Raw genomic sequence first — 24147 nt, 5'->3', positions numbered from 1 at the left:
ATCGAATGCACCGCCGAAGGTCGTCAGGGATCAACGAGAGCATCCAAGTGCCTCTGCGCTTCCGCAAACTGCTCCGGCGTATTCAGATTCTCGAACCACAGATTGGATGCGGCTCTTTGAGCAGGAGTAAGAACGCCCTGATTCCCGGGACGCTCACCGGGTTCAAAGTCCTCGAAGAGAGCAGATGCCCTGGCCTGACGCCAGTCTCGTACAAGAAGGATCTCCTCAATGGCAACTCCGCCTCGCTGGGCGAGTTCGTTCGCGGCCTGCTGCAGTACGGGAAACAGCTTGTGCCTGCCCTCGTTTACTGCGCTCGAGAGGAACGGCAGTACGTCACGATGAAGAAGGCAGAGGGCAGGCTGGGGAATCTCGTCCACGATGAAGCAGGCGAGTTTCGCTGCCGGATGACGCAGAACCCAGGCCGTCCACCTGTGCAGGAGTTCTGCTGGAAGGAAGGGCATATCCACGGGCAGGATCAAGGTCCACGGACACGGTGTACGAGAGAGAGCGGCTTCCATGCCCCCTATGGGACCGCAGCTCTCCCGCAGGTCGGGGATGAGAGGGGCGATCGCCGCCAGCTCAGGACGGCGTCCGAGAATGTAAACATGCGGTGTGAGCATGCTGAGTTTGGAAACAGCGTGCTGGGCCAGCGAAGCATTTCCAAGTGGAAGAAGAGCCTTGTCCTGTCCCATCCGCGTGCTGCGGCCACCGGCCAGCACGCAGCCCGCGAGACAACCCTCCTTCATCACGCTCCTGCCGCGGAGAGAAAGCGAATCAACGATTCGATCCCACGATGGAAGTTTGCCAGGTGAAACTTCTCATTCGGGGCATGCAGGTTGTCATCAGGCAGACCGAAGCCCATCATCAGCGTCGGCAGGCTGAGCTCACGGATAAAGTCGCCGACGATCGGAATCGATCCCCCGCCGCGGACAAAGACCGTATCGGTTGCAAAGACCTCGTGCATGGCCTCCACAGCTGCCTTGACGAACTGATTGTCCGTGGAGACGACAATCGGTTCCGCCGAGTGGATGAGGCGAACACTCACGTCAACACCGCGCGGCGCGATGGACGCAACGAAGGACTTGTACTGCTCAAAGACCTCTGCGGGAACCTGCTTGGGCACCAGACGCATACTGATCTTCGCCACGGCCTTGGCCGGGATGACCGTCTTAGCTCCGGCCCCGATAAAGCCGCCGGGCATTCCGTGGACATCGAGCGTGGGCCTCGCCCATGTACGTTCCAGGACGGAGTAGCCAGCTTCTCCCGTGAGCTCGGGCGAGCCGACCTCAGTCCGGCGATAGTGTTCCTCGTCGAAGGGGAGCGCCTTCCATGCCTTCAGCTCCTCCGCCGAGGGGGATTCCACCTTGTCGTAGAAGCCCGGAATCAGGATGCGTCCGTCTTCATCCTTGAGCTTCGTGATGATGTGGGCAAGGGCGACAAAGGGATTCGGAGCCGCACCACCGTACATTCCCGAATGAAGGTCGATAGCCGCACCCCGAACCTCGATCTCTGTGTAGATCATGCCGCGCAGTCCGACGCACAGGGTCGGAAGATCGGGCGCAAACATCTCCGTATCACTGATAAGCGCGAGGTCGGAGCGGAGCCGGCCGCCGTGTTCGCGAACGAACCATGCAATTCCCTCTCCACCCACCTCCTCTTCCCCTTCGATCAGAACGCGGATGTTCACTGGAAGGGTGCCCTGGTTTGCCTCGAAGAGTGCCTCGAGCGCTTTGACATGCATCCACATCTGGCCTTTGTCGTCGACAGCGCCGCGCGCATATAGATTTCCATTGCGCTCGGCAGGCTCAAACGGCGGGGTAGTCCACTCGTCCAGAGGCTCGGCCGGCTGGACATCATAGTGCCCGTAACAGAGCACGGTGGGGGCATTCTCCTTGTGCAGCCAGTCGCCGTAGACCAGCGGGTGGCCACCCGTCGCGGTCTCGACCAGGCTGACATTCTCCAGGCCTATCCGGCGAAGCTCCGAGGCGATGAACTCGGCAGCGCGGCGGACATCGCCCGCGTGTTCCGGAAGCGTGGAGATGGATGGAATGCGCAGAAGCGCCTTGAGCTCGTCCACAAACCGCTGCTGATTCCCTCGTGCAAACTCGACTGCCGCCGCCGTGTTCTGTGACATGGATTCCTTTTCTTCTCCTGGATTAGGTCTCTCGTGCCGTCTGGGACCTGGAGAGATACGCCTGAACCCTAAGTATGCAATGGACGGAGCACCGACGTCAGCACGACTGCCTGTGGATGAACTCCAGATCGACTCCCGGGATCGCTGCAATTATCCATGGCTTACCTGTAAGCGGGCATCCGGGCAAACGGAACTTCCGGCGATCCCACCCGTATCCCTCTCATCTCACAGATACCCGTGCGGGCGGATGCCGCGCACTGTTAAAGGCAATTGCAAATGAATCGTCGTACCTTCCTGCGAACCAGCGCAGCATCAGCTGCCTTTCTCACACCGCTCCGTTCCGTGTCGGCGTCTGAGACTCACGCCTCCATACATCCCCCGAACAAGGAAGTTCTCGGCCGCCTGCCTTCGCTCATGGAACTCGCTACCCTTCCCGGGATTGGGATGGCAGTCATCGGACCCGAAAAACCGATGTGGCAGCACTATGCCGGTGTCGCCAACTTAAATACGAAGTCTCCAATCACTCCTGACTCCCTCTTCCCGGGTTGTTCGCTTGGTAAGCCCATCTTCGCCTGCCTCGTTCTTCGGCTTGCCCAGGAGAACAGACTTGATCTCGACCTCCCCCTCAACACCTACCTGAAAGACGACGCGCTTACTGGAAACTGGGGAGACCAAGTCACCGCCAGGCATGTGCTTTCGCACACCACCGGCCTCCCCAACTGGCGCTGGGAAAAGGATCAAAAGCTCACACCTGTGTTCGAACCCGGAAGCCGGTTCGGGTACTCGGGGGAAGGATTCTTCCATCTCCAGCGGGTTGTGGAACACGTTACCGGCACAGGCTTTGAAGCCCTCATGCAGGAGCAGATCTTCAAGCCTCTCAACATGCACTCCTCCACCTTCCTCTGGCTTGCTGACGCAAAAGATCGCCTCGTGGCAGGTCACAGGGGAACCGATCCTTTTTACAACAGGGACCTCGCGATCAACATATTCGGGATCGTTCAGTCCGGCGGAAAGCCGCTCTCCTTCTGGACCCAGGAAGAGATTGCTGCCGCGCTCATGAAGAAGTTCAATCGCACCTCGCCTCCTCCGCCCAACGAGTTCGTTCCTAACGTCGCCTTTTCTCTGCTCACCACCGTCACCGACTACGCACGTTTTCTCGCCGCACTTCTTGATCCGGCAGACACGAGTCTCGGCCTTTCGGCAACCACACGGACCCAGATGTGGACCCCCGTGTCCCATATCAACTCCGCACTTTCCTGGGGCCTCGGCATCGGCGTGGAGAAGACCGAGGCCGCCAGCTACCTGTGGCAGTGGGGCGACAATGGCGGCTGGAAGAACATCATCCTCGCTGACCCACCTACCCAGACCGCGATTGCGATCTTTACCAATGGCAGCAATGGCCAGCACGTCAATGAACGGATCGTCCGTGCCATCACCGGCATCGACCACCCCATCTTCCTCTGGATATGAGCCAGGAACATTCGAGATCGCGAAGGCCCTAATGCATTCTCTGGCAGGAGTGGCGTACGATGTTTTGCCCGGCCACAAGAGAGGAGAATCATGACTACTTCACAAGACGACGGGAACATGATCGACGAGATCGCGTGCTTCGACCTGACCAAGGAGCTGTCAGACAGCAAGAGTAAAAAGCCGTGGTCCGCAGGACACTACGCGAAGACACTCTTCAAGAAAGACGATTTCAGAACCGTCCTGATCGCCATGGAGCCGAAGTCCCGAATGAAAGAACATCATGCGGACGGAACACTCTCCATCCAGGTTCTACAGGGACAGATCAATGTCTCAGCGCACGGGAAGACGCAGTCGCTCACCTCAGGGAATCTGCTGACCCTCAGCGCATCCATCCCGCATGAAGTGGAAGCCGTCGAAGATTCCGCCTTCCTCCTGACAATCTCGTGGCCCAGCAACAGTGAACTGCTGGAGATGAAACATCGCGGCTATGGCACCTAAGGAATGTCTCCTGGGCCGTTGCGTCATAGACGCGCGCTGTCAGACGGACGTTCCCGTCCTTATAGCCGGGCAAGAATTTCTAATGATCGTCGCGAAGACCGCATGCAATGAAGACAATAGAGTGCATGGCGACGATCGAGCAGAGCTGGAACACAGACGCGTATGCGGCAAACGGTAGATTCGTAGCAACCATGGCCTTGGCAGTAGTGGATCTGCTGGCCCCGAAGTCCGGAGAACGCATTCTCGATGTCGGTTGCGGCGACGGAGCCCTCACCGAGCAGATCGCAGCAAGCGGAGCGCACGTGAAAGGCGCCGATCTGTCGCCAACCATGCTCGCTGCGGCAAAGAAGCGCGGACTGGACGTCGAACAGCATAGCGCCGACACACTTCCTTACCGAAACGAGTTCGACGCGGTGTTCTCGAACGCCGCCCTGCACTGGCTCTCCGAAGATCGGCATCCCGCAGCTCTTGCCGCGATCCACCGTTCACTGAAACCCGGCGGAAGATTCATCGCGGAGATGGGTGGGCAAGGCAATATCGCCGCAATCCGGAGCGCCCTGTCAGCAGTCTTCGCCCCTTACGGCATTGATACAGAGGAGGCAGCCGCCTCCTTTTATCCCGCCCCCGCAATCTATCGCCGGCTGCTGGAGAACGCGGGATTCACGGTGGATTCGATCGAGTTGATCCCGCGGCCAACGCCATTGCCCGGCGGAATGGCGGCGTGGCTCGAGACGTTCCGCAATGGTGTTCTGGACCGCCTCCCCGTAGAAGATCGCGCCAGAGTACTGGATCAGACGGTTCGGCTGCTTGAACCGATCCTGCGTGATGGCGATGGAAACTGGGTGGCCGACTACGTGAGGCTGCGTTTCAAGGCCCGCGCCTGACCTCAGTCGGCAGCAGGCAGATCGGAACCGTCCAGATTGGACAGGCAACGATCAAGCAAGATGCTTAGGCAGTCCAGCTCCGTGTCGGAGATCCCCTGCCAGAGCCGCTGTTGCAGCCCACGGGAATCCTTTTCAACCGACTTCGCCAGGCGCTCTCCTGCGGCAGTAATGCTCGCGATGACGATACGGTCGTTGACCGTGTCTTTCCCACGAGTGATGAATCCGGACTGCTCAAGGTGCTTGAGCAGCATCTGTGCTGTCTGCGGAGTGATGTAGCAGGAACGGGCAATCTGCGCCCCCGAGCTGCCCGGCGAGTTGCGCACGGCAAAGAGAACCTGCATCTGGGAGGTCGTCAGCCCCTGAGGGCGCAGCTCCTCATCCAGATGAGCGCGGAACTGAATCAGAATGCGCTTAATGGAGCGCAGTAAGTGTCTGCCCTGCAGATAGCGTTCCGCGTCGGGCTTCGGCTTCGAAATGGTCGATCGTTTCGCCACCGTAATATCAGTTACCTGATATTATCTCAGCTGCCTGATATGTCAACCGTCGCCTCCAATCCGAACCTCAGTGCTGCCCTTTGGAAGCCGCGCCACAATCCGTGGGCCGTGGCCCTGACGGTAACGCTGGCGACGTTTATGGAGGTGCTGGATACATCAATTGCCAACGTGGCATTGCCGCATATGGCAGGAACGCTCGGCGCGAGCCAGGAAGAGGCGACCTGGGTCCTGACCAGCTATCTGGTCTCAAGCGCCATCGTCCTCCCCATCTCGGGCTGGCTCTCCAACCGATTTGGACGCAAGCGTTTTTACATGACCTGCGTGGCGATGTTCACCATCTGCTCGCTCATGTGCGGACTGGCACAGTCTCTTCCCGTGCTCATCCTCGCCCGCATTCTGCAGGGCGCCGGAGGCGGTGGCCTGGCCCCGAGCGAACAGGCGATCCTTGCCGATACTTTCTCCATCGAAAAGCGAGGCCAGGCTTTCGCTGTCTACGGAATGGCGGTCGTGGTAGCTCCTGCGATCGGTCCCACGCTCGGCGGCTGGATTACGGACAACTTCAACTGGCATTGGATCTTCTTCATCAACCTTCCGGTCGGCCTTCTGTCGCTTTATCTGAGCAATCGCATGGTCGAGGACCCACCTCACCTCCAGATTCGGAGGAAGGAAGCACGAAATGAGCGCGTGGACTTCTTCGGTCTCGGACTCGTAGCCATCGGCGTCGGCTTCCTTGAGTTCACCCTCGATAAGGGACAGGAGAAGGACTGGTTCGGATCGCAGATGATCGTCACCTGCGCCATACTCGCCGTCGTCACACTGATCACCTTCGTCATCTGGGAGTGGAACCATTCGCATCCGATCGTGGACCTGAAGCTGCTGAAGAATCGCAACTTTGGCACCGCGGTCTTCCTCCAGCTCATCCTCGGCATGGTTCTGTTCGGCAGCACGGTTCTGATCCCGCAGTATCTGCAGGTGCTCCTGGGTTACACGGCAGAGCGCGCAGGCATGGTCCTGTCTCCGGCTGGTTTCGTCATGATGATCATGATGGCAGTAGCCGGACGCACCCTGGGTAAGTTCGATCCCCGCCTGATGGTCGCGCTCGGATACGCCGCGACAGCCGCAGGGATCTACAACCTGACACGCCTGGATCTCACGACAGCCTTCGGAACCGTGACCCTCTGGCGCATGATTCAGGTCATCGGTCTGCCGTTCGTCTTCATCCCCATCAGCACCCTCAACTACGTTGGGGTTCCAGCGGACAAGACGAATCAGATCTCGAGTCTCTCGAACTTTGCACGAAATCTTGGCGGAAGCATGGGAACCGCGCTGCTGACGACCTTCATCTCACGCAGTTCGCAGGTGCATCAGGCGGCACTGGCAGCAAACGTCGTTCCAGGAAGCCTTCCCTACCGTCTGTATATGAATCGCATGACAGCAATGCTGATGTCCCGTGGAATGTCCGCAGGCGCGGCCACGCAAGTTGCGGTAGGACGCGCTTATCAGGAGATGCTGCGACAGTCGTCGATGCTGAGTTATAAGAATGCCTTCTTCATCCTCTCCGTCGTGATCCTCTGCCTCATTCCGCTTCCGTTCATCATGCGTCTTCCCGACAAGAGGATGAAGCTCGATCCAGAGGCCCTAGGAGGACACTAGTCCTCTCGTCGTACCGAGCCGATTTCCAAAGAGACATAATTCTCCTAATGACATATCTGGCTCAGGGTGCTACGCTTTCGGCTATGTTTTCTCCTGCATTTTCCAAGGCCATCTTTGGATCGATCGTAGGTCTCCTCGCAATCTGCCCTGCCGCCTTCCCGCAAACTCAGGAGATTCCAATCACCCCGCAGCAGGTCTCGGTTGCAAAAGATGCTCCGCTGAACCCTGCCCTGCCTACAGTCTTCATCGTGGGTGACTCGACTGCCCGCAATCAGGCCGATCTGGGGTGGGGCGATCATCTCGCTCCTTTCTTCGATACCAGCCGTATCAATGTGGCCAATCGAGCAAAGGCCGGGCGGAGCAGCAGAAGCTACTTCAACGAAGGACTCTGGGACAAAGTCCTGTCGGAGATGAAGGCAGGCGATTATGTTCTGATCCAGATGGGCCACAACGACGGCGGCGGAGACCCGCAGAAAGACCCAAAGTCGCGCGGTAGCCTCAAGGGCATCGGCGACAACACGATGGAGCTTCCTGTGAAAAAGCCTTTCACCGAGGGTCCGCTGGCCGGCAAGGCCATGGAAACCGTCCATTCCTATGGCTGGTATTTGCGCAAGTACATCGCCGATGCGCGTGCCAGGGGAGCCCACCCCATCCTGCTTACGGTCACCGTCCGCAACATCTGGAAGGATGGACCCGACGGCAAACCGCATATCGAGCGCGATATGGGCTACCGGGATTACGAATACGAGATCGCCGCGGCGGAGCATGTTCCGGTCGTCGACATGGCCACAGTTGAAGCGGATCGCCTGGAGGCGCTGGGGCCGGATAAGACCGCTGCTCTCTTCCCGGTGGATCACACCCACACGAGCGCGGAGGGAGCAGAGCGAAATGCGGAATCGGTCGTCATCGCCCTGCGAAAGGCAGGGTCCCCGCTGGTGGCGTATCTCAAGCCCACCGCGCCCTAGCTCTCCGCCCGGTACGGATCTCAAGCCTCTCTGGACTACTCCATCATCTGCCGCGCCAGAACGAAAGACGATGGCGTGACCGCAACCGACCCCTCATAAGGACGGGCCAGGTCCGCAATCGCTGCCAGCGTCGTGGCGACAACAAAGGTCAATGCCCCGACTTGGCAGTAGTGCAGCCACCTCTTGTCGTTTCCCAGCACGCACGAAGAGGCTATCGTCGCGGTCCCTCCGAGGACGAGCAAGACCCACAGAAGAGAGGGCATCTGGTTGCTGCGCTGGCGGGAGCGCATGTTTCGCCGTTCGGCAAGCTCGGTCATCGCATACTGGATGTGATCGATGCTGTTGAGGGCTAATGCGGTGTCGGCGTTCGCTGTTTCCAGTACTACCCACATCTGGTTCAGCACAGCCGAGGCCGCCCGATCGTCCTGCTGACGCTCCATCGCAGGCCACTCCTGGTGGACGACAACATCCTCGTACTGTCGCGTCAGGTCGCGAATCCGCTGTTTCTGCGGAGAAGGTAGGCTGCCAGCGAGGCGATAGACGTTCAACATGGAGGTCGCCTCGAGATCGGCATCAATCTGAGCGGAGTGAAATCCCTGGGCGACGGTGTACAGCATAAATCCCAGGATGACGCCATACGTCGTCCCAAGCACACCGAGTTGCCATCCAGTCACATCATTGATGAGCTTGCGATTCTGGATCGGCCATAAGCGGTTGATCAGCTTGACCGCAATCAGCGCGACCACCACGGTCACACAGATGACGACAGAACTCTGCAGATAACTGAGCATCACACAAATCACCTTGAACTATGTCCCGGCAAGAGTACGCCGATTTCCTACGTTGCCAAAGCATCATCCGTGCGATAGCTGAAATACCGGACCGCTACTTTGCCTGTGAGGCTTGGGAATGGCGGGCAGCAACCACCATAATCTCGATCCGTCCTGTTGGCAGAACGAGACCGGCGACCTGAACCGTGGCCCGGACAGGCTTGTTCGGCTGCTCCGGAGTACCGAAGAACTGCTTATACGCCTCATTCCACCCATCGAGATCCATGCGGCCGCCCTTCGCCGGATCGCCGGAGACGAAAGCCTGCATCTGCACAACGTCGCCGAGGTCGAGCCCCAGCTGCTGCAGCTGCTTCTGGATGGCCTTGATCGCGCCGATCGACTGCGCCTTAGTATCGGAGTAATAACCTGCAGGAGTTCCCTTCTGCTTATCCGCGCCATACTCCGCGGGAGCCATCGTGCCCGACAGATAAACGGTGTCTCCAACCCAGACGGCCGAACTCATGATGGATCCGGGCGCGGCTACCCGTTTGACGGCGCCCGTCTGCGATCTGGCGGCGGGGCCAAGAATAAGGGCAGCACCCAGGATTGCGGCGGGAACGGCGGATTTATACATGGCTTCTTCCCTCTGGAGCGAGATTAGCGGACACCCTGCCTCGTGTCAGCCATTCTGTTTTGAATAGAACAGGTTACGAATCGGCCGTCGGGCAGAGCGTCTATTCTCCAGACCATTTACACTGATAAGTGGGTAGGATTTCGCGCAACCACGAAGGACATAGGTTTGTTTAACTCAGTCATAGCAAAAGTCTTTGGAACCAGTAACGATCGTGCGGTCAAGCGGCTGATGCCGACGGTTGCCCAGATCAACTCTCTCGAGCCGGCGGTGCAGGCCCTGAGCGACGAGGAGCTGCGCGGCAAAACGGCAGAGTTCCGTAAGCGGATCGCGGACGCCGTTGCGGGAATTGAAGACACGCGTGAGAACGAAGACGAGCGTTATGCGGCGGAGAAGGCGGCACTGGATGCCCTTCTTCCGGAGGCATTTGCCGTCGTCCGCGAGGCCGGTCGCCGCGTCGTGCAGATGCGTCACTTTGACGTACAGCTGATCGGTGGCATCGCTCTGCACTCTGGCAAGATCGCCGAGATGAGAACCGGTGAAGGTAAGACGCTGGTTGCTACCCTCCCCTGCTATCTCAATGCGCTCGCCGGACGGGGTGTACACGTCGTTACGGTCAACGACTACCTGGCCAAGCGCGACGCCGAGTGGATGGGAAAGATCTACGGCTTCCTCGGCCTTTCGGTCGGTGTCATCGTGCACGATCTCGATGATGCCCAGCGCCGCGCCGCGTACGCATCCGATATTACGTACGGAACGAACAATGAGTTCGGCTTCGACTACCTGCGCGACAACATGAAGTTCGAGATCGCCGACCAGGTCCAGCGCGGCCACTACTACTGCATCGTCGACGAGGTCGACTCGATTCTGATCGACGAGGCACGTACGCCGCTCATCATCTCTGGGCCCACCGATCAAACGACGGACAAATACGCCCGCGTCAACGTGATCATCCCGCAACTGGAACTGGGCGAGTTGATCGAGACGCTTGACACCAAGACCTGGACCGGAGACTTCGTCGTCGACGAAAAGACTCGTTCCATCACGATCACGGACGAGGGCTGGGAGAAGATCGAAAAACTGCTCGGGATCGGAAACATCGCCGATCCCGAGAACTGGGACCTCAAGCATCACGTTGAGGTCGCCGTAAAGGCGCACTCTCTCTACAAGCGTGACGTCGAGTACGTGGTGAAAGATGGCGAAGTCATCATCGTCGATGAGTTCACCGGACGCCTTATGCCCGGCCGCCGCTGGTCCGATGGCCTCCACCAGGCAGTAGAAGCGAAGGAAGGCGTGGCTATCCGCAAGGAAGACCAGACGCTGGCCACCATCACCTTCCAGAACTACTTCCGCATGTACAAGAAGCTTTCGGGTATGACCGGTACCGCGGAGACCGAGGCTGCTGAGTTCGACAGCATCTACAAGCTCGACATCGTCGTCATTCCCACCAATCGCCCGATGCTTCGCATCGAACACCCCGACGTGGTCTACCGAACAGCGAAGGAGAAATACTTCGCCGTAGCCGATGAGATCGCCCGCCTGCATGAAAAGCGTCAGCCGGTTCTGGTTGGAACGACGAGCATCGAGAAATCGGAGCTCCTGTCGGAGATCCTGAAGCGCAAAGGCGTCCGCCATGTCGTACTGAATGCGAAGTTCCACGAGAAGGAAGCCGAGATTGTGGCTCAGGCAGGACGCCTGGGCATGGTCACGATCGCCACCAACATGGCTGGCCGCGGCACCGACATTCTTCTCGGCGGAAACTCTGACTTCATGGCCCGCCAGGATCTCGTCCGGAAAGCCCAGGCACGCGCCGTCTCTGCCGCGGAGGGAGCAATCTCCCCGGTCGCCGGACCCGGAATGTTCCGTTTCTACTACCAGTCGCAGGAGTTTGAAACGACCCAGGAAGCATGGGACGCTGCCGTGGCGGCCCACTCCAGTGCGGCCCAGAAAGAGCATGACGCCGTCATCGCCGCAGGCGGCCTGCACATCATCGGCACCGAACGCCACGAGAGCCGGCGCGTCGATAATCAGCTTCGTGGGCGAGCCGGACGTCAGGGCGACCCGGGTGACAGCCGCTTCTACCTGTCGCTTGAAGACGATCTCATGCGTATCTTCGCGCGCGAGTGGGTCTCCACTCTCCTGCAGCGCCTCGGTATGGAAGAGGGCGTTCCGATCGAGAGCGGCATGATCTCCCGCCGTATTGAAGCCGCTCAGAAGGCCGTCGAGACGCAGAACTTCGAGTCGCGCAAGCACGTCCTCGAGTACGACGATGTGATGAACAAGCAGCGCGAGGCGGTCTACGGCCTGCGCAAGCAGCTGATGGAGGGCGTCGATCAGAAGCAGCTCATCACGGACGACTATCTCTCGACGATTCTGTCGAACATGCTCGACGAGTTCGCCCCCGAAAAGGCAAATCCCGAAGAGTGGAAGGCCGAAGCTCTGTTCTCTGCCCTCTACGATCAGTTCGGGGCCCACCTTGAAAACGAGGTGGACATCACAAATCTGAACCGCCACGAGCTCGGCGAGGCGATCTTTGAGAAGCTTGGCGGCCGTTACGAGATAAAGGAAAAGATCCTGGGAGCCCAGGCGATGCGTTACCACGAACGTGTGGTGATGCTCAGCGTTCTCGATGGGCTGTGGAAGGATCATCTGCTTCAGATGGATCACCTGAAGGAGGGCATCGGTCTCCGCGGCTACGCCCAGCAGGATCCACTGGTGGCCTACAAAAAGGAATCCTTCGACATGTTCGAAGGCATGATGCTCCGCTTCCAGGAAGATACCTTGCGGCATCTCTTCCGGATGCAGATTATCGGTCCGGACGGTACCCCCATTGAGAGCCTCGAGCAGCTGCCTGCAGGATTTGGCGGATTCAATCCGCCGTCGTCTGAACCGGCGGATGCACCAGCCGCGCCGGTCCGGCAAACTGCGCCCGCGGCTGCAGAACACACGCCGGTCCCGATACAGACCCGGGCACCCTCCACCACGATCGACGCTCTCGAACACGAGTTCCAGCGAAGAAAGCAGCGCGAGCTGGATCAGGCGCGCGCCGTGGGAGCAGCAACCGCAAGCAACGGAAACACTCCACGCGTGACCGGTGAGAAGGTCGGACGGAACGATCCTTGTCCGTGCGGCTCAGGCAAGAAGTTCAAGAAGTGCCACGGCGCCGAAGCATAGCCGACAGTTACGGCAAATAGAAAGAGGCGAACCGTTAGGGGTTCGCCTCTTCTTTTACCTCAAAATCTACTTCTCCAGATCGTCGAGCAGAAGCTGGGCTTTGGTCGCCAGCGTCTTGGCCCCTTCGATATCTCCGGAGTTCAGCGCCTCCTGCGCCTGGCGCCGGAAGTTGCGGATCCGGTTAATCAGCGCCCTGTCCGCACTCGCCTTCTGCGCTGATATCCGATGCAATCTTCCGTCGATCGCGCCAATCAGGTCGACTGCCTCCTGTTGCGCCTGTGGACCAGCCTCTCCCCCAAGCGAAAGCGATCCGATCGCGGCGTTCTCCGGCGATTGCGACTGCGGGATATCCGCCTGTGCAGCTGGCTGTGACGCTGGCGTAGCGGGCTGCGCTGCCGTGGTCTTGCGGCGTCGCTCGCGATGTGGTGTTGCGCCGGAGGCAACCGGAACGGGAGGAAGATCGATCTGCGGCTTCGGAATCATCGGCGGAGGATCCGGTTCTGGCGGATTAACCAGGACTACCGGCTGGCTGACTGGCGGCAAGGGTGCGAGCACCGTTTTATGCCTGCAGCCCGTTAAACCGACGACGAGGACACAGCCCAGCCCTCCCCATCGCAGGCTTGCCTTTGCCGCCGCTCTTATATACGTTCCGCCCAGCATTAAACTTGCTCTCCAAGCACTCTGCGGCTCATTCCCGCTGGAGCCTTTCTTACTTCCTGTGCAGATCCTGCGGCAATCGGAAGCCGGAGGGTAAAAGTGGTTCCCCGGTCCACCGCAAGAGGTGTTGCATTCGAACGAACATCAAGCGCACCGCCATGCATCTGCAGGATCCTGTAGGTCATCGCCAGGCCAATTCCGCTGCCCTTCGGTTTCGTAGTGAAGTACAGTTCAAAGATACGCGGAAGAATCTCCGGAGGGATACCCTCTCCTTCATCTGCGACCTCAACAACCGCAAATTGATGATCCCGGCGCAGCGTAAGCCGTAATTTTCCTCCTTGAGGCATGGCCTGCATCGCATTCAATAAAAGATTCAGGAGAGCCTGCCGCACAAGTTCTGCATCCACACGCACCATTAACGGCTCGTCAGGCTCATCGACGAGCACAAGAACTCCATTCTCCTGCATCTCGGCTGCCGTCAATTCAATCACAGCGTCCAGAACCTGCCGCAGGTCTTGTTCGCGCAGCTTAAGATCCATGGGACGGGAGAAGTCCGCGAGTGTCTGTACGACGCGGTCCAGCCGCTGCATCTCTCCACTAAGAATATCAACGTGACGCTGGGCTCCAGCCACGGCCTCAGAGTTGGCCCCCGCAAGTTTGCTTCGCAGCAACTCAAGGTGAACCACCATCGCGTTGATCGGGTTCTTTACCTCATGCCCCACACCGGCAGTCAAACGTCCTATGGCAGCGAGACGACGAGATATCTCAAGCTCCTGCCCCAGTTGCATCATCGACTCGAGATCCCGCAGAGTGATCAGCGTCCCCATACTCTCACCAAGCTCGTTGTCAAAACGATCGAGGGAGATCTGGACTCTGCGCCCGTCATCAAGAGTGACGCTCTCGGCGCTCACAGAGTCGCCACCCGCAAACGCAGTAAGCACTGCGGCACCCAGCGCCGTCTCTGGCCTGAAGATCTCCTCGATCTGCCTGCCGACCAGCTCTCCCTGTGGACGATTCACAAAGTAAGCCACGGCGTCCGAAACCATGACCGCCTTGAGATCCGCCGTAAACAGCAGCACGCCATCCCGCAGCGTATCGAGCATCTGGTTGAGGTTTGCCTGCAGGGCCGTATAGCCGGCCTCTTTGGTTCGCATCTGCTCTCCCAGCCGATCGATCGTCTGAGAGACACGCACCATCGCATCTCCGACTGCCTTTTCCGCTGCGGCCGAGGCAGCCGTTTCACCAGCCTGTAATGTCAGCTTCTGAAGCTGACGACTGATCTGCTCAATCGGCTGGAGAGCCGCATTCGCCAATACAGCCGCTGCAAGCATTGCGGCGCCCGCAGCCATTAATGCAAAAAGAAAGGCTGCGCGAAGCCAGGGTTCGTACGAGTTACGCAGGAACGTCGACCGCACGCCGACATGGATTGCGAGGAACGGCTTGCCGTTGCGCTCCAGGGGCTGCACCGAATCGAAGACCTGTGCGCTCCCGAACACCTGTCTCCGCTGATAGGCAATGCTTCCGTTCTGGACACTTTCGAGGCTGTTGCGATGAGCTACAGGATTGCCAACCTCGTCGGGGTCCGTACTTACGATGATGATGCCCCGGTCATCTGCCACGCTGACATCCTGCACCGTAGGGGAGTACCGGATGATCGACGTCATCACATCGGCAAGAGGTCGATAGCTCTTCAAAGCATCAGAGACGGCGGATCGAAGTGCCTTTTCGCTCAAATCAATTGGTGGATTAGCACGCAGCCCGGTCTCCACCGCCTGCCGCGTCATCAGCGTAACCTCGCTGGCGAGCACGCTGTTTGCAGCCGCGGTCTGTTCGATTCTCTGCCGCAGAAGCTCGCCGACAAAGAGAATCGAAAGGACGGCAACGAGGGCAAAGGTCAGTCCGGTAGCCGAAACGACCAGCTTCGTCTTAAGCCGCATGCCTAGTCCACCGACGAGCTATTCGAGTATTCCTTCAGCTTGTTCTGCAGGGTCTTCGAACTGATCCCGAGGATCTCAGCGGCTTTGGTTTTGTTGTTATGCGTGGACGTCAGGGTCTTCAGGATCAACTGCCGCTCAGCTTCGTCGACAGTGGTTCCAACCTCGACTCGTACCGTATTTTGATCCTCGAGGTACCGCTCAACCTCACTCGAGCGCACGTCAGAGGCAGCTTCCGCCGATCTCCCGGTCCTGACCGTGATGGGTGCAAAGCCAGGCTCACCGAACTGCGGCGGCAGGTCATCGACATCCAGCATTCCTGTGCCGGCCATAATAGTTGCTCGCTCGATCGTATTTCGCAACTCACGCACATTGCCGGGCCAGGAATAAGACATAAGCTTCTTCAGCAGGTTGTCGCTGATTCCGGTGACGGAGCAGTTGTGACGTTCGTTCATGTCGATGATCATCTTCTGCGCTATCGGAGCGATATCCTCCACATGCTCCCGCAACGGAGGCATCTGGATGTTAAAGACGTTCAGGCGATAGTAGAGATCGCCCCGCATCTCTCCGGCTGCGACCGCCTGTTCAGGATCCTTATTCGTCGCTGCAACCACGCGAACGTCAACCGGTGTCTCGGCCTTGCTGCCAAGGCGGCGCAGCTTACGATCTTCCAGAACGCGAAGCAGTTTAGCCTGCGTGGCAGCCGGCATCTCACCGATCTCGTCCAGCAGAAGCGTGCCTTCCTCGGCCAGCTCGAAGCAGCCAGGCCGCCGTTCCACGGCTCCCGTGAAAGCTCCCTTTTCATGACCGAAGATCTCGCTCTCAATCAGGGTCTCAGGAATGGCTGCGCAGTTGACTGCCACGAAAGGTTTGTTGTGACGGGAGCTCAGCTCATGCAGAGCGCGGGCAACGAGCTCCTTACCGGTACCGCTCTCCCCCGTGACAAGAACACTGACATTGGACGCTGCAATCTTCTCGATCAGCGAGAAGACCGCCTTCATCTTCTCCGACCTCCCTACCAGCGGTCCTAGCATCCCCGTCTCTCGGCGCTGGCGGCGTGCGCCCTCCCGATCTTCCTGGGAATCGGCGTGCTGGCGGCTGGCGTTCTGCAGAATTGTGCGTAACCTTAGAGGATCTACTGGTTTGGGTACATAGTCGTAGGCTCCCCGACGCATAGCTTCGACTGCAGACTCGATGGAACCCTGGGCCGTCATCATCACGACAGCCATATGGTTGGGCAGGTCTGCTAGCCGGTTCAGCAGCTCCATCCCATCCATGCGCGGCATCTTCAAGTCTGTGACGATGATGGATGGGCTCCAGCTGACGGCCTTTTCCAAGCCTTCCAGACCGTCCGCCGCTCCCTCAGTCTTGTAACCCCAACTCTCGATCAGCTCGGTCAAGCCCGTTCGCGCGTGGATCTCATCTTCGACAATCAAAACTCGTTCCAAAATCTCCTGCTTTCCTCACCAGAGTGACCAGGGCGGATGACTCTGCTTGGGTGCCACTGAACTATTAAGTGTACCGTTTCAAGGGCAACGTGGGTACAGTCTTCCCGAATCTCAACACCGCGCAACTAACTCTCTGTCCGGCTAGAGTTTAGCCCCTTCCACGCACGCCTGTGCTGTTCCCTTTAGTGATTCCCCCCTGGTACGCGATATCCTTTTTCTATGCTTGAACCTGAGATAAGCGTCGAAGCGTTTGCAGAACAGCGCACGCACGCCCCGAATACCCTCCTCTTAGACGTTCGCGAGCCATGGGAGTTTAAGACCGCCAGCCTCCCCAACTCCATGCTGATGCCCATGGGCGAAGTTGCCTCCCGGGCACACCAGGAACTGGATCCTGACCAGCAAATTGTCGTGCTGTGTCATCATGGAGCTCGATCCCTGTCCGTAACGTTTTGGCTTCGCGAACAAGGCTTCGAACATGTTCAGTCTCTCGCAGGTGGTATCGATCGCTGGTCCCGCGTCGTCGACCCGACGGTCCCGCGCTACTAACCCCCTTCTTACTCCTCCTCTTGCTTAGCGTTAATTACGGTGTTCCGCGGGTTGGCAGCGTTTCAGGTGCATTTCTGCATCCTAACTACCAAGAGGACGTTCCACCCGAGCCCAAACGGAGGAACTCACCGGGAGTAGTATGGCCTTTTCATCCGAGCATGCACCGGAAACAAACGGTGAATTCAGCAGTACAGACACCCCCGTCCCACAGGGACTTGTAACAGCGGGTGGCTCCTCGCCTCCTTATCTATCAAACGTCACCGGCAACTCCGCCCTTCCTGAAGTTAGCTCAATGAGTACACCGCTCACTCTCTCCACTCCTCTCCACGATACGGAGCGGGACCTTGCGTTACTCGCAGCAATTGTGGAGTCCTCGGACGACGCAATCCTGAGCTGTGACATGACCGGCACCATCACCAGCTGGAATAAGGCGGCTGAACGAATCTTTGGATATACCTCCGCTGAGGTGATCGGACGTTCAACCTCCATTCTGGCCCCGGAGCACTCTCAGGAGGACACTGAGCGCGTGCTTGAAAAGGTTAGGGCCGGAGCACAGATCTCACACTACGAGACCCTGCGCCGCCACAAAAATGGAACCGACATAGCCGTCTCCATCACCGTGTCCCCCATTCGCGATGGTTCCGGAACAATTGTTGGCGCATCCAAGATCTCTCGTGACATCACAACGACTCGCCGCGCAGAAGAGGCACTTCGCAACGCCGACAAGCTAGCCCTCGCGGGACGGATGGCCGCCAGTATCGCTCACGAGATCAACAACCCGCTTGAGTCGATCACTAATCTTCTGTACCTGACGGAACACGAGAACATCTCCGACGAGGCGCGCAGCTACCTCACCCTGGCTCAGCACGAACTGGCTCGCGTATCCCACATCGCCTCCCAGACCCTTGGATTCTTCCGCAGCAGCCGCGGGTCCGCCAATACTCCTCTGCCCGACATCGTTGAGAGCGCACTTTCCCTCCATCTCGGTCGCCTCTCTACCACCAATGTCGTCGTCAAGAAGGAATACGTCTCGATAGCGCCCCTCTTCGTTCATCAGGGAGAGTTGCGACAGGTAATTGTGAACCTCATCGGAAACGCCCTTGACGCCATGCCGCAAGGTGGCCGACTGCGGGTGCGGGTGCGCTTCGCCTATGATTCTGTGACCGACACCCACGGCGCACGCATCGTTATCGCCGACACCGGCGCTGGAATGAACGCTGCAACCCTGCGCCAGATCTTTGAGCCCTTCTACACCACCAAGGGATCCGCAGGCACAGGCTTGGGACTTTGGGTCAGCAGTCAGATCATCGCCCGTCACAAAGGACGGATCTCAGTTCGCAGCAGCCAGTCTCCCGCCCATAGTGGAACGGTGTTCTCGATCTACCTTCCCCATATCAGCGAAGCTCCATTGAGCGAACTGGAAAGTAGGCAGGCGCTCGAACATAAGCAGCCGCTCCGCATGCAGGAAAAAAGCTCTAGCGAGCGCGAGGATGAGTATCGTCATAAACCCTCTGAACCTGGCCCACAGTCAGCTGCGTATAACGCTGCGTAGTCGATAACCGCTCGTGGCCCAGCATCTCCTGGATGGCTCGCAGGTCTGCGCCCTCTTCCAGCATGTGGGTTCCGAATGCATGGCGCAGCGTGTGCGGATGGACATCGGCGGCTAAGCCTCGACTGAGAGCGATCGCCTTGACGATGCGACCTACGCTCCTGGTCGTCAGCCTGCAATCTCCTCGAGCGCGAACATTGATCAGCAAAGCCCCCTCATGCACCATCGCGCCCTTCCCTGCCGCGGTCAGCCTCTCCGCACGCGTAGGAAGATAGTTCCGTAGCGCCAGCGCTGCTTCGTCTCCAAGAGGCACAAGACGCTCCTTGCGTCCCTTTCCACGTACAAGGATCGCTTCGTCTCCCCATCTAATGCTGTCCATGTTAAGTCCCACCAGCTCCGAGTTCCGAATCCCGCAGCCGTAGAGCAGCTCGAAGATCGCCCGCTCTCTCTCCGGCCAGGTGATCGACTCAGCTGAGCCCTCTTCCGCCTCTCCTCCAGCTTCGCCCATCTGTCCGCTCCGAGAACTCTCAATAGAGTTCAGAACCCGATTGACCTCTTCTACAGTCGGAACTCTGGGGAGGTGCTTCGGAAGTTTAGGTGTACTCACCAGCAACGCGGGATTCTGCTCCACCAGCCGCTCCTTCGCCAGCCATCGAAACCAGCTCCGAATCGAAGCCAGGGCGCGCGCTGCGCTCGCCTTCGTCAGCCCACGCTCATACAGGGCGCCGAGATAACCACGGATGTGGATGTGCTCCACAGCGCCGATCCGGGCATCTCCTCCCATGCTCTCGTTGAGATATCGTGCGAAGCTCTGGACCTCTCGCGTGTACGCACGCAAGGTATGCTCGGAAGCTCCACGCTGGTTCGCGAGAACGTCCAGAAATCGTTGCGCCAGATGGTCGAATTCGCTCTTCTTCTCCTGCTCCACGTCTTACACCTCCAGCTCGCGGGGAGGTCGCTTCCCGCGCGGGTGGTGCATCCGGTGAACCTGCTTCAGTCTCCCCAGCGCGACATGCGTATAAACCTGTGTGGTGGCGATATCGGCGTGACCAAGCAGAGTCTGCACGCTGCGGAGGTCCGCCCCATGTTCGACCATATGGGTCGCACAGCTATGCCGCAGCTGATGCGGACTTACCTTGTTTCCTGTCGCGGAAGCCGCGCGAACCATCTCCCAGACCCACTGCCGGGTCAATGGCTTACCGCGCACGCTCAGGAACAGCGTTCGCTCTCTCCTCGTGCCTTCGAGCTCCGGTCGGCCCAGCGAAAGGTAGCGCTCCAGCGCCTCGATCGCCGAGCGGCCCAATGGAACGATCCTCTCCTTGTCTCCCTTACCGCGAACCTGCGCGCGGCCGGCGTCCAGCTGCAGGTCTTCCACGTGCAGCGAGCAGATCTCGCCCACTCGAAGTCCGCCGCCATACAGAAGCTCGAGAATCGCATGGTCCCGCAACGCCAGCCCGTCTGCATCGGGAACCGTCGCAGCAACTCCGGTCCGATCCAGCATCTCCGCGACTTCGCTCTCCGCCAGGCTCTTCGGCAGAACCTTCCAGCTGGAGGGGCTCTCAATATTTACCGTCGGATCATGCGCGATCTTTTTATCCATCAGCAGCCAGCGATAGAAGCCGCGAAGTGCGCTCAGCTTTCTGGCAATGGAACGTGCATCTACTCCATGGCTGCGCAGACCTTCCATAAAGCCGCTGACATCGTCCTGCTGCGCCGTCAACAGCAGAGCGTTGCGTCCTTCCACATGCTCGGCAAACTGCTCCAGATCGATCCGGTAGGCGGCGCACGTGGCCGGGCGCATTCCCTTCTCCACGCGCAGATAGACCATGTACTCCCTGACGATCTGGGTGTTACCTGGCGGTGAAGAATGTACCTGCATGAAACCGATTATCTTCCGGCTCAGCCCCGGAAAGTCTCTTTGCAGCGACTATGTACCAGCCTTGGTACGAACCCTTCCTCGTACTCCCCCTCAGATCCTCTGCAATTGTTTGCACCTTGCAGATTCAACGAGATAAAACCCATATTCTTGGTGTCGAATTCAGAATCAGATTCCTGAAATCCCATTCCCAGAGGAGCAAACCCAATGCCCCATCTCGATCTTCTTTTGGCCTCCGGTGTTCTTGTCTCTACTGCCGCAACCGATGCCGTCTACGTCCTCTTCAATGCCGCCGTATCCTCGCGTCGCCGCGTTCCCGCCGCCACTTGGAGCAGCATCTGGTATCTGCTCTCAGCCTTCGCCGTCATCAGCTACACCAGGCATTGGATCTACGTCCTCTTTGCCGCCCTCGGCTCGTGGATCGGAGCCTACGTCTCGATGACCTTCCTCGGCCGCGGGGAGCCGATCGGCGGCCCCAAAATCTCCTGAGAGCCATCCTCCGACTCGCAAATCTCACTGCTAAACTTGAGTTAGCCATGTTTGAAAACCTGTCAGATAAGCTCCAGCGATCCTTTAAGAACCTCCGCGGCCAGGGCACCATCACCGATGAGAACATCTCCGACGCCGTGCGCGAGATCCGCCTTGCCCTGCTCGAATCCGACGTGAACCTTGCCGTCGTCAACGAGCTGGTCGAGCACATCCGCACCCGCGCCATGGGCTCGCAGATCGCCACCGCTCTCTCGCCCGCCGAGCAGATCGTCAAGATCGTCCACGACGAGCTCGTCAACGTCCTCGGCAAGGACACCGCGCGCTTCCAGAAGTCCTCGCAGCCGCCGTCGGTCATCCTCATGGCTGGCCTCCAGGGCTCCGGTAAGACGACCACCTCCGCCAAGCTGGCCCAGTGGCTCAAGAAGGCCGGTCACCGCCCCATGCTCGTCTCGGTCGACGTCTACCGTCCCGCCGCGCGCGAACAGCTCGCCATCGTGGCCCGCTCCATCAGCGCCAACCTCTACGAGGGCAAGGTCGAATCCTCCCACCCCGGCACCGACGACGTTCTGCGTCTCGCCAAGGAGGCCAAACGCGAGGCCGCCAACTACGGCTGCGACATGCTCATCGTCGACACCGCCGGCCGCACCGGCATCGACCAGGTCCTCATGGACGAGATGGCAGCGCTCAAAAAGCTGCTCAACCCCTCTGAGATCCTCTTCGTCGCCGACGCCATGACCGGACAGGACGCCGTCAACTCCGCCAAGGCCTTCAACGACCGCCTCACCATCACCGGAGCCATCCTCACCAAGATGGACGGCGACGCCCGCGGCGGCGCTGCGCTCTCCATCCGCCACATCACCGGCGCCCCCATCAAGTTCCTCGGAACCGGCGAAAAGCCCGACGCCTTTGAGCCCTTCCACCCCGACCGCATCGTCTCCCGCATCATGGGCCACGGCGACATCGCCACCCTCATCGAGCGCGCTGAAGAAAAACTCGACCGCGGCAAGGCCGAGGCCTTCGCCAAGAAGGCCCTCTCCGGAGACGGCTTCACCCTCGAAGACTTCCGCGACCAGCTCCGCCAAATCAAAAAGATGGGCTCCATGAAGTCCATCCTCAAGATGCTCCCGTCAGTCGGCCCCTTCGCCGGAATGTCGCAGGCCATCGACAACGTCGACGAAGGCCAGTTCACCCGCGTCGAATCCATCATTAACTCGATGACCCAGAAGGAACGCCTCGACCACGAGATCATCAACGGCAACCGGCGCAAGCGCATCGCCAAAGGCTCCGGAACCACCGTGCAGGACGTCAACAACCTGCTCCGCCAGTACGCCCAGATGCGCAAGGTCTTCAAGACCATGGGCTCCGGCGGAGGCATGAAGGCCCAGCAAAGAATGATGAGCCAGCTTCAGGGTAGGCAAAGGTTCGGGAGGTAAAGCGACTTCCGGTCTGCACAACTTCGCTTCTTCGCAAATCTTCACGTTTCCGAAAGACTAGAATTCGGCTCAGCCCCCCTGGGCTGCTATGGCTTCATGCTTTTACGGAGATCAAATTCGAACTCCAAACTCTGCCATGATCACCACCTATATCTTGAGGGTGCATTCTGTCTTAGGACGGACGTCGTTTTATGCGGAGTGTAATATATGCGAAAAAGTGTGATAATTGCCACCTTCGCACCGTAGTCACTCAGCGAGTGGAGAGTAAGCCGTGGACGCAGACGATTCGATATCCAGCCAACTGACGAAGATTACCGAATCTCTACAGCACCTACAAGCTTCAAAGGAAAAGGACACTTGGGATAAAGCGGGTATTCTCGGACAATTGATATCCGGCATAATCTTGGTCGCCATTGGCTTGGTCGTCACCGCGTTCCTAGACAAGGAACAACAAGAAGTGACGAAATCGATTGCCGAAGCTCAAAACCGCTCAGCGGCATATATCGCAGCCTCCCAAGCGGTTAATTCAAAAGAGATTGAACAAGCACAGGTAAAGTCTGCGGAGGATATTGCTCAGGCTGCCGATTCGATACAAGCTAATGCTAACCGACTTAGCCTCGATGCCACTAATAGACAGATAGCCGCTGATTATTTATCAAAACTCATTAGTGCGACTAGTCCTGACGATCGAGCCTTGCTCCTCGGCGATCTTGATGTAGCTTTAGCTCCGGTTTATTCCGTACCGTTGGCGCTTCGGTTTACGCGACCGGTCCAAACGGTCGCCACTATATGCCGAGCTAAAGTTGCCATCGACGATCAAAAAGTTCAACAAAACAAGGTGTTGACTAGGGCAGCTCTAGCTCTCCTGCAACGCTTAGAGCGTACTAGCAAGTCCGAACTCGAATACAGCAGGTCGCTTGGCTACGAGCCTGATTCTAGTATTGCTGCAGCCTTACTAGGTAAGCAACCACACGTATTTTATCGAGTTAGCGAGATCGACGATTTTGCGGACATTTACGTGAACAGCTTGACCAATGTATATGCAAGCTATCCCTTCGCCGACGACTCAGGCTGGGTAGACATCACGCCGCTGCTCAGAAAAGGTCACGACAACAGCTTCTTTGTTGTAGTAAGAAATAGCATATATGCCGGATCCGGTGTACGAATAGAAATCAGAGCGGGCGTGGATCAATACGACAGACATGTTTATCGAAATGACTGGACAGGCGCAGGCCCAGCCATCAGTGTGGGCTTTAGCATCCCGTTAGATCCAAACGGAATACCTCACATTAACGGCGATAACATCCAAGCGTTAGGGCAACCCGGGGACCCGCACTGTTGAGAAAGACCGTCTGGCAGGGCGGGTGACCCACACATAAAGTAGTGGGCGGGTGGCCCATACGTCAAATTGAACCTATACTTTGGTACCCCATTCATGCGGTCCATCGCATGAATGGGCATTCGCGCAAAGGCGCGAACCACAACCCAGAGCAGCCCACCCAGCGATCCTCCCCACCACCGTGTCATCCTGAGCGAAGCCCG

The 24147-nt window shown here is 58.6% G+C and carries 21 protein-coding genes; 11 read left to right on the top strand and 10 right to left on the bottom strand.

What is annotated here, in order from left to right:
• Positions 1-23: 23 nt before the first annotated feature.
• Positions 24-746 carry a molybdenum cofactor guanylyltransferase gene (gene mobA / locus JAO29_RS13815; RefSeq protein ID WP_334268816.1) on the bottom strand — a complete coding sequence of 241 codons (723 nt, stop codon included), beginning with the start codon at positions 744-746 and terminating at the stop codon, positions 24-26.
• Complete coding sequence (locus JAO29_RS13810; protein WP_334268815.1) at positions 746-2134, bottom strand: dipeptidase; 1389 nt, start codon at positions 2132-2134, stop codon at positions 746-748. The genes mobA and JAO29_RS13810 overlap by 1 nt, the downstream gene beginning before the upstream one ends.
• Before the next feature lie 276 nt (positions 2135-2410).
• Between JAO29_RS13810 and JAO29_RS13805 the strand changes: the two genes are divergently transcribed.
• The 3 genes from JAO29_RS13805 to JAO29_RS13795 all read left to right on the top strand — a co-directional run bounded on the left by JAO29_RS13805 (position 2411) and on the right by JAO29_RS13795 (position 4986).
• Complete coding sequence (locus JAO29_RS13805; RefSeq protein ID WP_334268814.1) at positions 2411-3604, top strand: serine hydrolase domain-containing protein; 1194 nt, start codon at positions 2411-2413, stop codon at positions 3602-3604.
• A gap of 90 nt (positions 3605-3694) precedes the next feature.
• On the top strand, positions 3695-4102 hold the full coding sequence (locus JAO29_RS13800; RefSeq protein WP_334268813.1) for a cupin domain-containing protein: 408 nt from the start codon (positions 3695-3697) through the stop codon (positions 4100-4102).
• A gap of 107 nt (positions 4103-4209) precedes the next feature.
• Positions 4210-4986: a methyltransferase domain-containing protein gene (locus JAO29_RS13795; RefSeq protein WP_334268812.1), complete on the top strand. Its 777-nt coding sequence runs from the start codon at positions 4210-4212 to the stop codon at positions 4984-4986.
• Between the two features lie 2 nt (positions 4987-4988).
• Here JAO29_RS13795 and JAO29_RS13790 read toward each other — a convergent pair whose 3' ends face one another.
• Positions 4989-5480, bottom strand: a complete 492-nt coding sequence (locus JAO29_RS13790) for a MarR family winged helix-turn-helix transcriptional regulator (RefSeq protein ID WP_334268811.1) — start codon at positions 5478-5480, stop codon at positions 4989-4991.
• Positions 5481-5519: 39 nt separating this feature from the next.
• On the opposite strand from JAO29_RS13790, the gene JAO29_RS13785 reads away from it, so the two are divergent.
• Entirely contained in the window at positions 5520-7133 is a 1614-nt protein-coding gene (locus tag JAO29_RS13785) for a DHA2 family efflux MFS transporter permease subunit (RefSeq protein ID WP_334268810.1), read from the top strand.
• Between the two features lie 47 nt (positions 7134-7180).
• Positions 7181-8098, top strand: coding sequence for a rhamnogalacturonan acetylesterase (locus JAO29_RS13780; RefSeq protein WP_334268809.1), 918 nt, complete (start codon positions 7181-7183; stop codon positions 8096-8098).
• Positions 8099-8133: 35 nt separating this feature from the next.
• On the opposite strand, the gene JAO29_RS13775 is transcribed toward JAO29_RS13780, so the two are convergent.
• Positions 8134-8889 (bottom strand): bestrophin-like domain, encoded by a 756-nt coding sequence (locus tag JAO29_RS13775; protein ID WP_334268808.1) that lies wholly within the window; start codon positions 8887-8889, stop codon positions 8134-8136.
• 94 nt (positions 8890-8983) lie between these two features.
• Entirely contained in the window at positions 8984-9502 is a 519-nt protein-coding gene (locus JAO29_RS13770; protein ID WP_334268807.1) for a Rid family hydrolase, read from the bottom strand.
• Positions 9503-9667: 165 nt separating this feature from the next.
• On the opposite strand from JAO29_RS13770, the gene secA reads away from it, so the two are divergent.
• Positions 9668-12673 (top strand): preprotein translocase subunit SecA, encoded by a 3006-nt coding sequence (gene secA, locus JAO29_RS13765; RefSeq protein ID WP_334268806.1) that lies wholly within the window; start codon positions 9668-9670, stop codon positions 12671-12673.
• Positions 12674-12739: 66 nt separating this feature from the next.
• Here the strand turns inward: secA and JAO29_RS13760 are convergent, their stop codons facing one another.
• The 3 genes from JAO29_RS13760 to JAO29_RS13750 are packed head-to-tail and all read right to left on the bottom strand — an operon-like array spanning position 12740 to position 16715.
• Positions 12740-13333: a hypothetical protein gene (locus tag JAO29_RS13760; protein ID WP_334268805.1), complete on the bottom strand. Its 594-nt coding sequence runs from the start codon at positions 13331-13333 to the stop codon at positions 12740-12742.
• Positions 13333-15267, bottom strand: coding sequence for a sensor histidine kinase (locus JAO29_RS13755; RefSeq protein ID WP_334268804.1), 1935 nt, complete (start codon positions 15265-15267; stop codon positions 13333-13335). The genes JAO29_RS13760 and JAO29_RS13755 overlap by 1 nt, the downstream gene beginning before the upstream one ends.
• Before the next feature lie 2 nt (positions 15268-15269).
• Positions 15270-16715 (bottom strand): sigma-54-dependent transcriptional regulator, encoded by a 1446-nt coding sequence (locus JAO29_RS13750; protein WP_442886394.1) that lies wholly within the window; start codon positions 16713-16715, stop codon positions 15270-15272.
• Between the two features lie 216 nt (positions 16716-16931).
• Here JAO29_RS13750 and JAO29_RS13745 point away from each other — a divergent pair, with 216 nt between their 5' ends.
• Together JAO29_RS13745 and JAO29_RS13740 are read left to right on the top strand one after the other, a co-directional pair.
• Positions 16932-17258: a rhodanese-like domain-containing protein gene (locus tag JAO29_RS13745; RefSeq protein ID WP_334268802.1), complete on the top strand. Its 327-nt coding sequence runs from the start codon at positions 16932-16934 to the stop codon at positions 17256-17258.
• A 139-nt stretch (positions 17259-17397) separates the two neighbouring features.
• On the top strand, positions 17398-18810 hold the full coding sequence (locus tag JAO29_RS13740) for a two-component system sensor histidine kinase NtrB (RefSeq protein WP_334268801.1): 1413 nt from the start codon (positions 17398-17400) through the stop codon (positions 18808-18810).
• Here the strand turns inward: JAO29_RS13740 and JAO29_RS13735 are convergent.
• Together JAO29_RS13735 and JAO29_RS13730 are read right to left on the bottom strand one after the other, a co-directional pair.
• The gene (locus JAO29_RS13735; RefSeq protein ID WP_334268800.1) at positions 18734-19735 is read right to left on the bottom strand and encodes a tyrosine-type recombinase/integrase; all 1002 of its coding nucleotides are present in this window, start codon (positions 19733-19735) and stop codon (positions 18734-18736) included. The two genes, JAO29_RS13740 and JAO29_RS13735, sit on opposite strands and share 77 nt — an antisense overlap.
• 3 nt (positions 19736-19738) lie before the next feature.
• A complete protein-coding gene (locus tag JAO29_RS13730) occupies positions 19739-20686 on the bottom strand; it encodes a site-specific tyrosine recombinase (protein WP_334268799.1) in 948 nt (315 codons plus the stop codon).
• Between the two features lie 204 nt (positions 20687-20890).
• On the opposite strand from JAO29_RS13730, the gene JAO29_RS13725 reads away from it, so the two are divergent.
• From JAO29_RS13725 to JAO29_RS13715, 3 genes are all read left to right on the top strand, one after another.
• Entirely contained in the window at positions 20891-21172 is a 282-nt protein-coding gene (locus JAO29_RS13725) for a hypothetical protein (RefSeq protein WP_334268798.1), read from the top strand.
• Between the two features lie 47 nt (positions 21173-21219).
• Positions 21220-22605, top strand: coding sequence for a signal recognition particle protein (gene ffh / locus JAO29_RS13720; protein WP_334268797.1), 1386 nt, complete (start codon positions 21220-21222; stop codon positions 22603-22605).
• Positions 22606-22876: 271 nt separating this feature from the next.
• Positions 22877-23947 (top strand): hypothetical protein, encoded by a 1071-nt coding sequence (locus tag JAO29_RS13715; protein WP_334268796.1) that lies wholly within the window; start codon positions 22877-22879, stop codon positions 23945-23947.
• Positions 23948-24147 lie beyond the last annotated feature (200 nt).

Source organism: Edaphobacter sp. HDX4, from assembly GCF_036877565.1.
Lineage (GTDB): Bacteria > Acidobacteriota > Terriglobia > Terriglobales > Acidobacteriaceae > Edaphobacter.
This window is presented reverse-complemented; position numbering and strand designations above follow the sequence as displayed.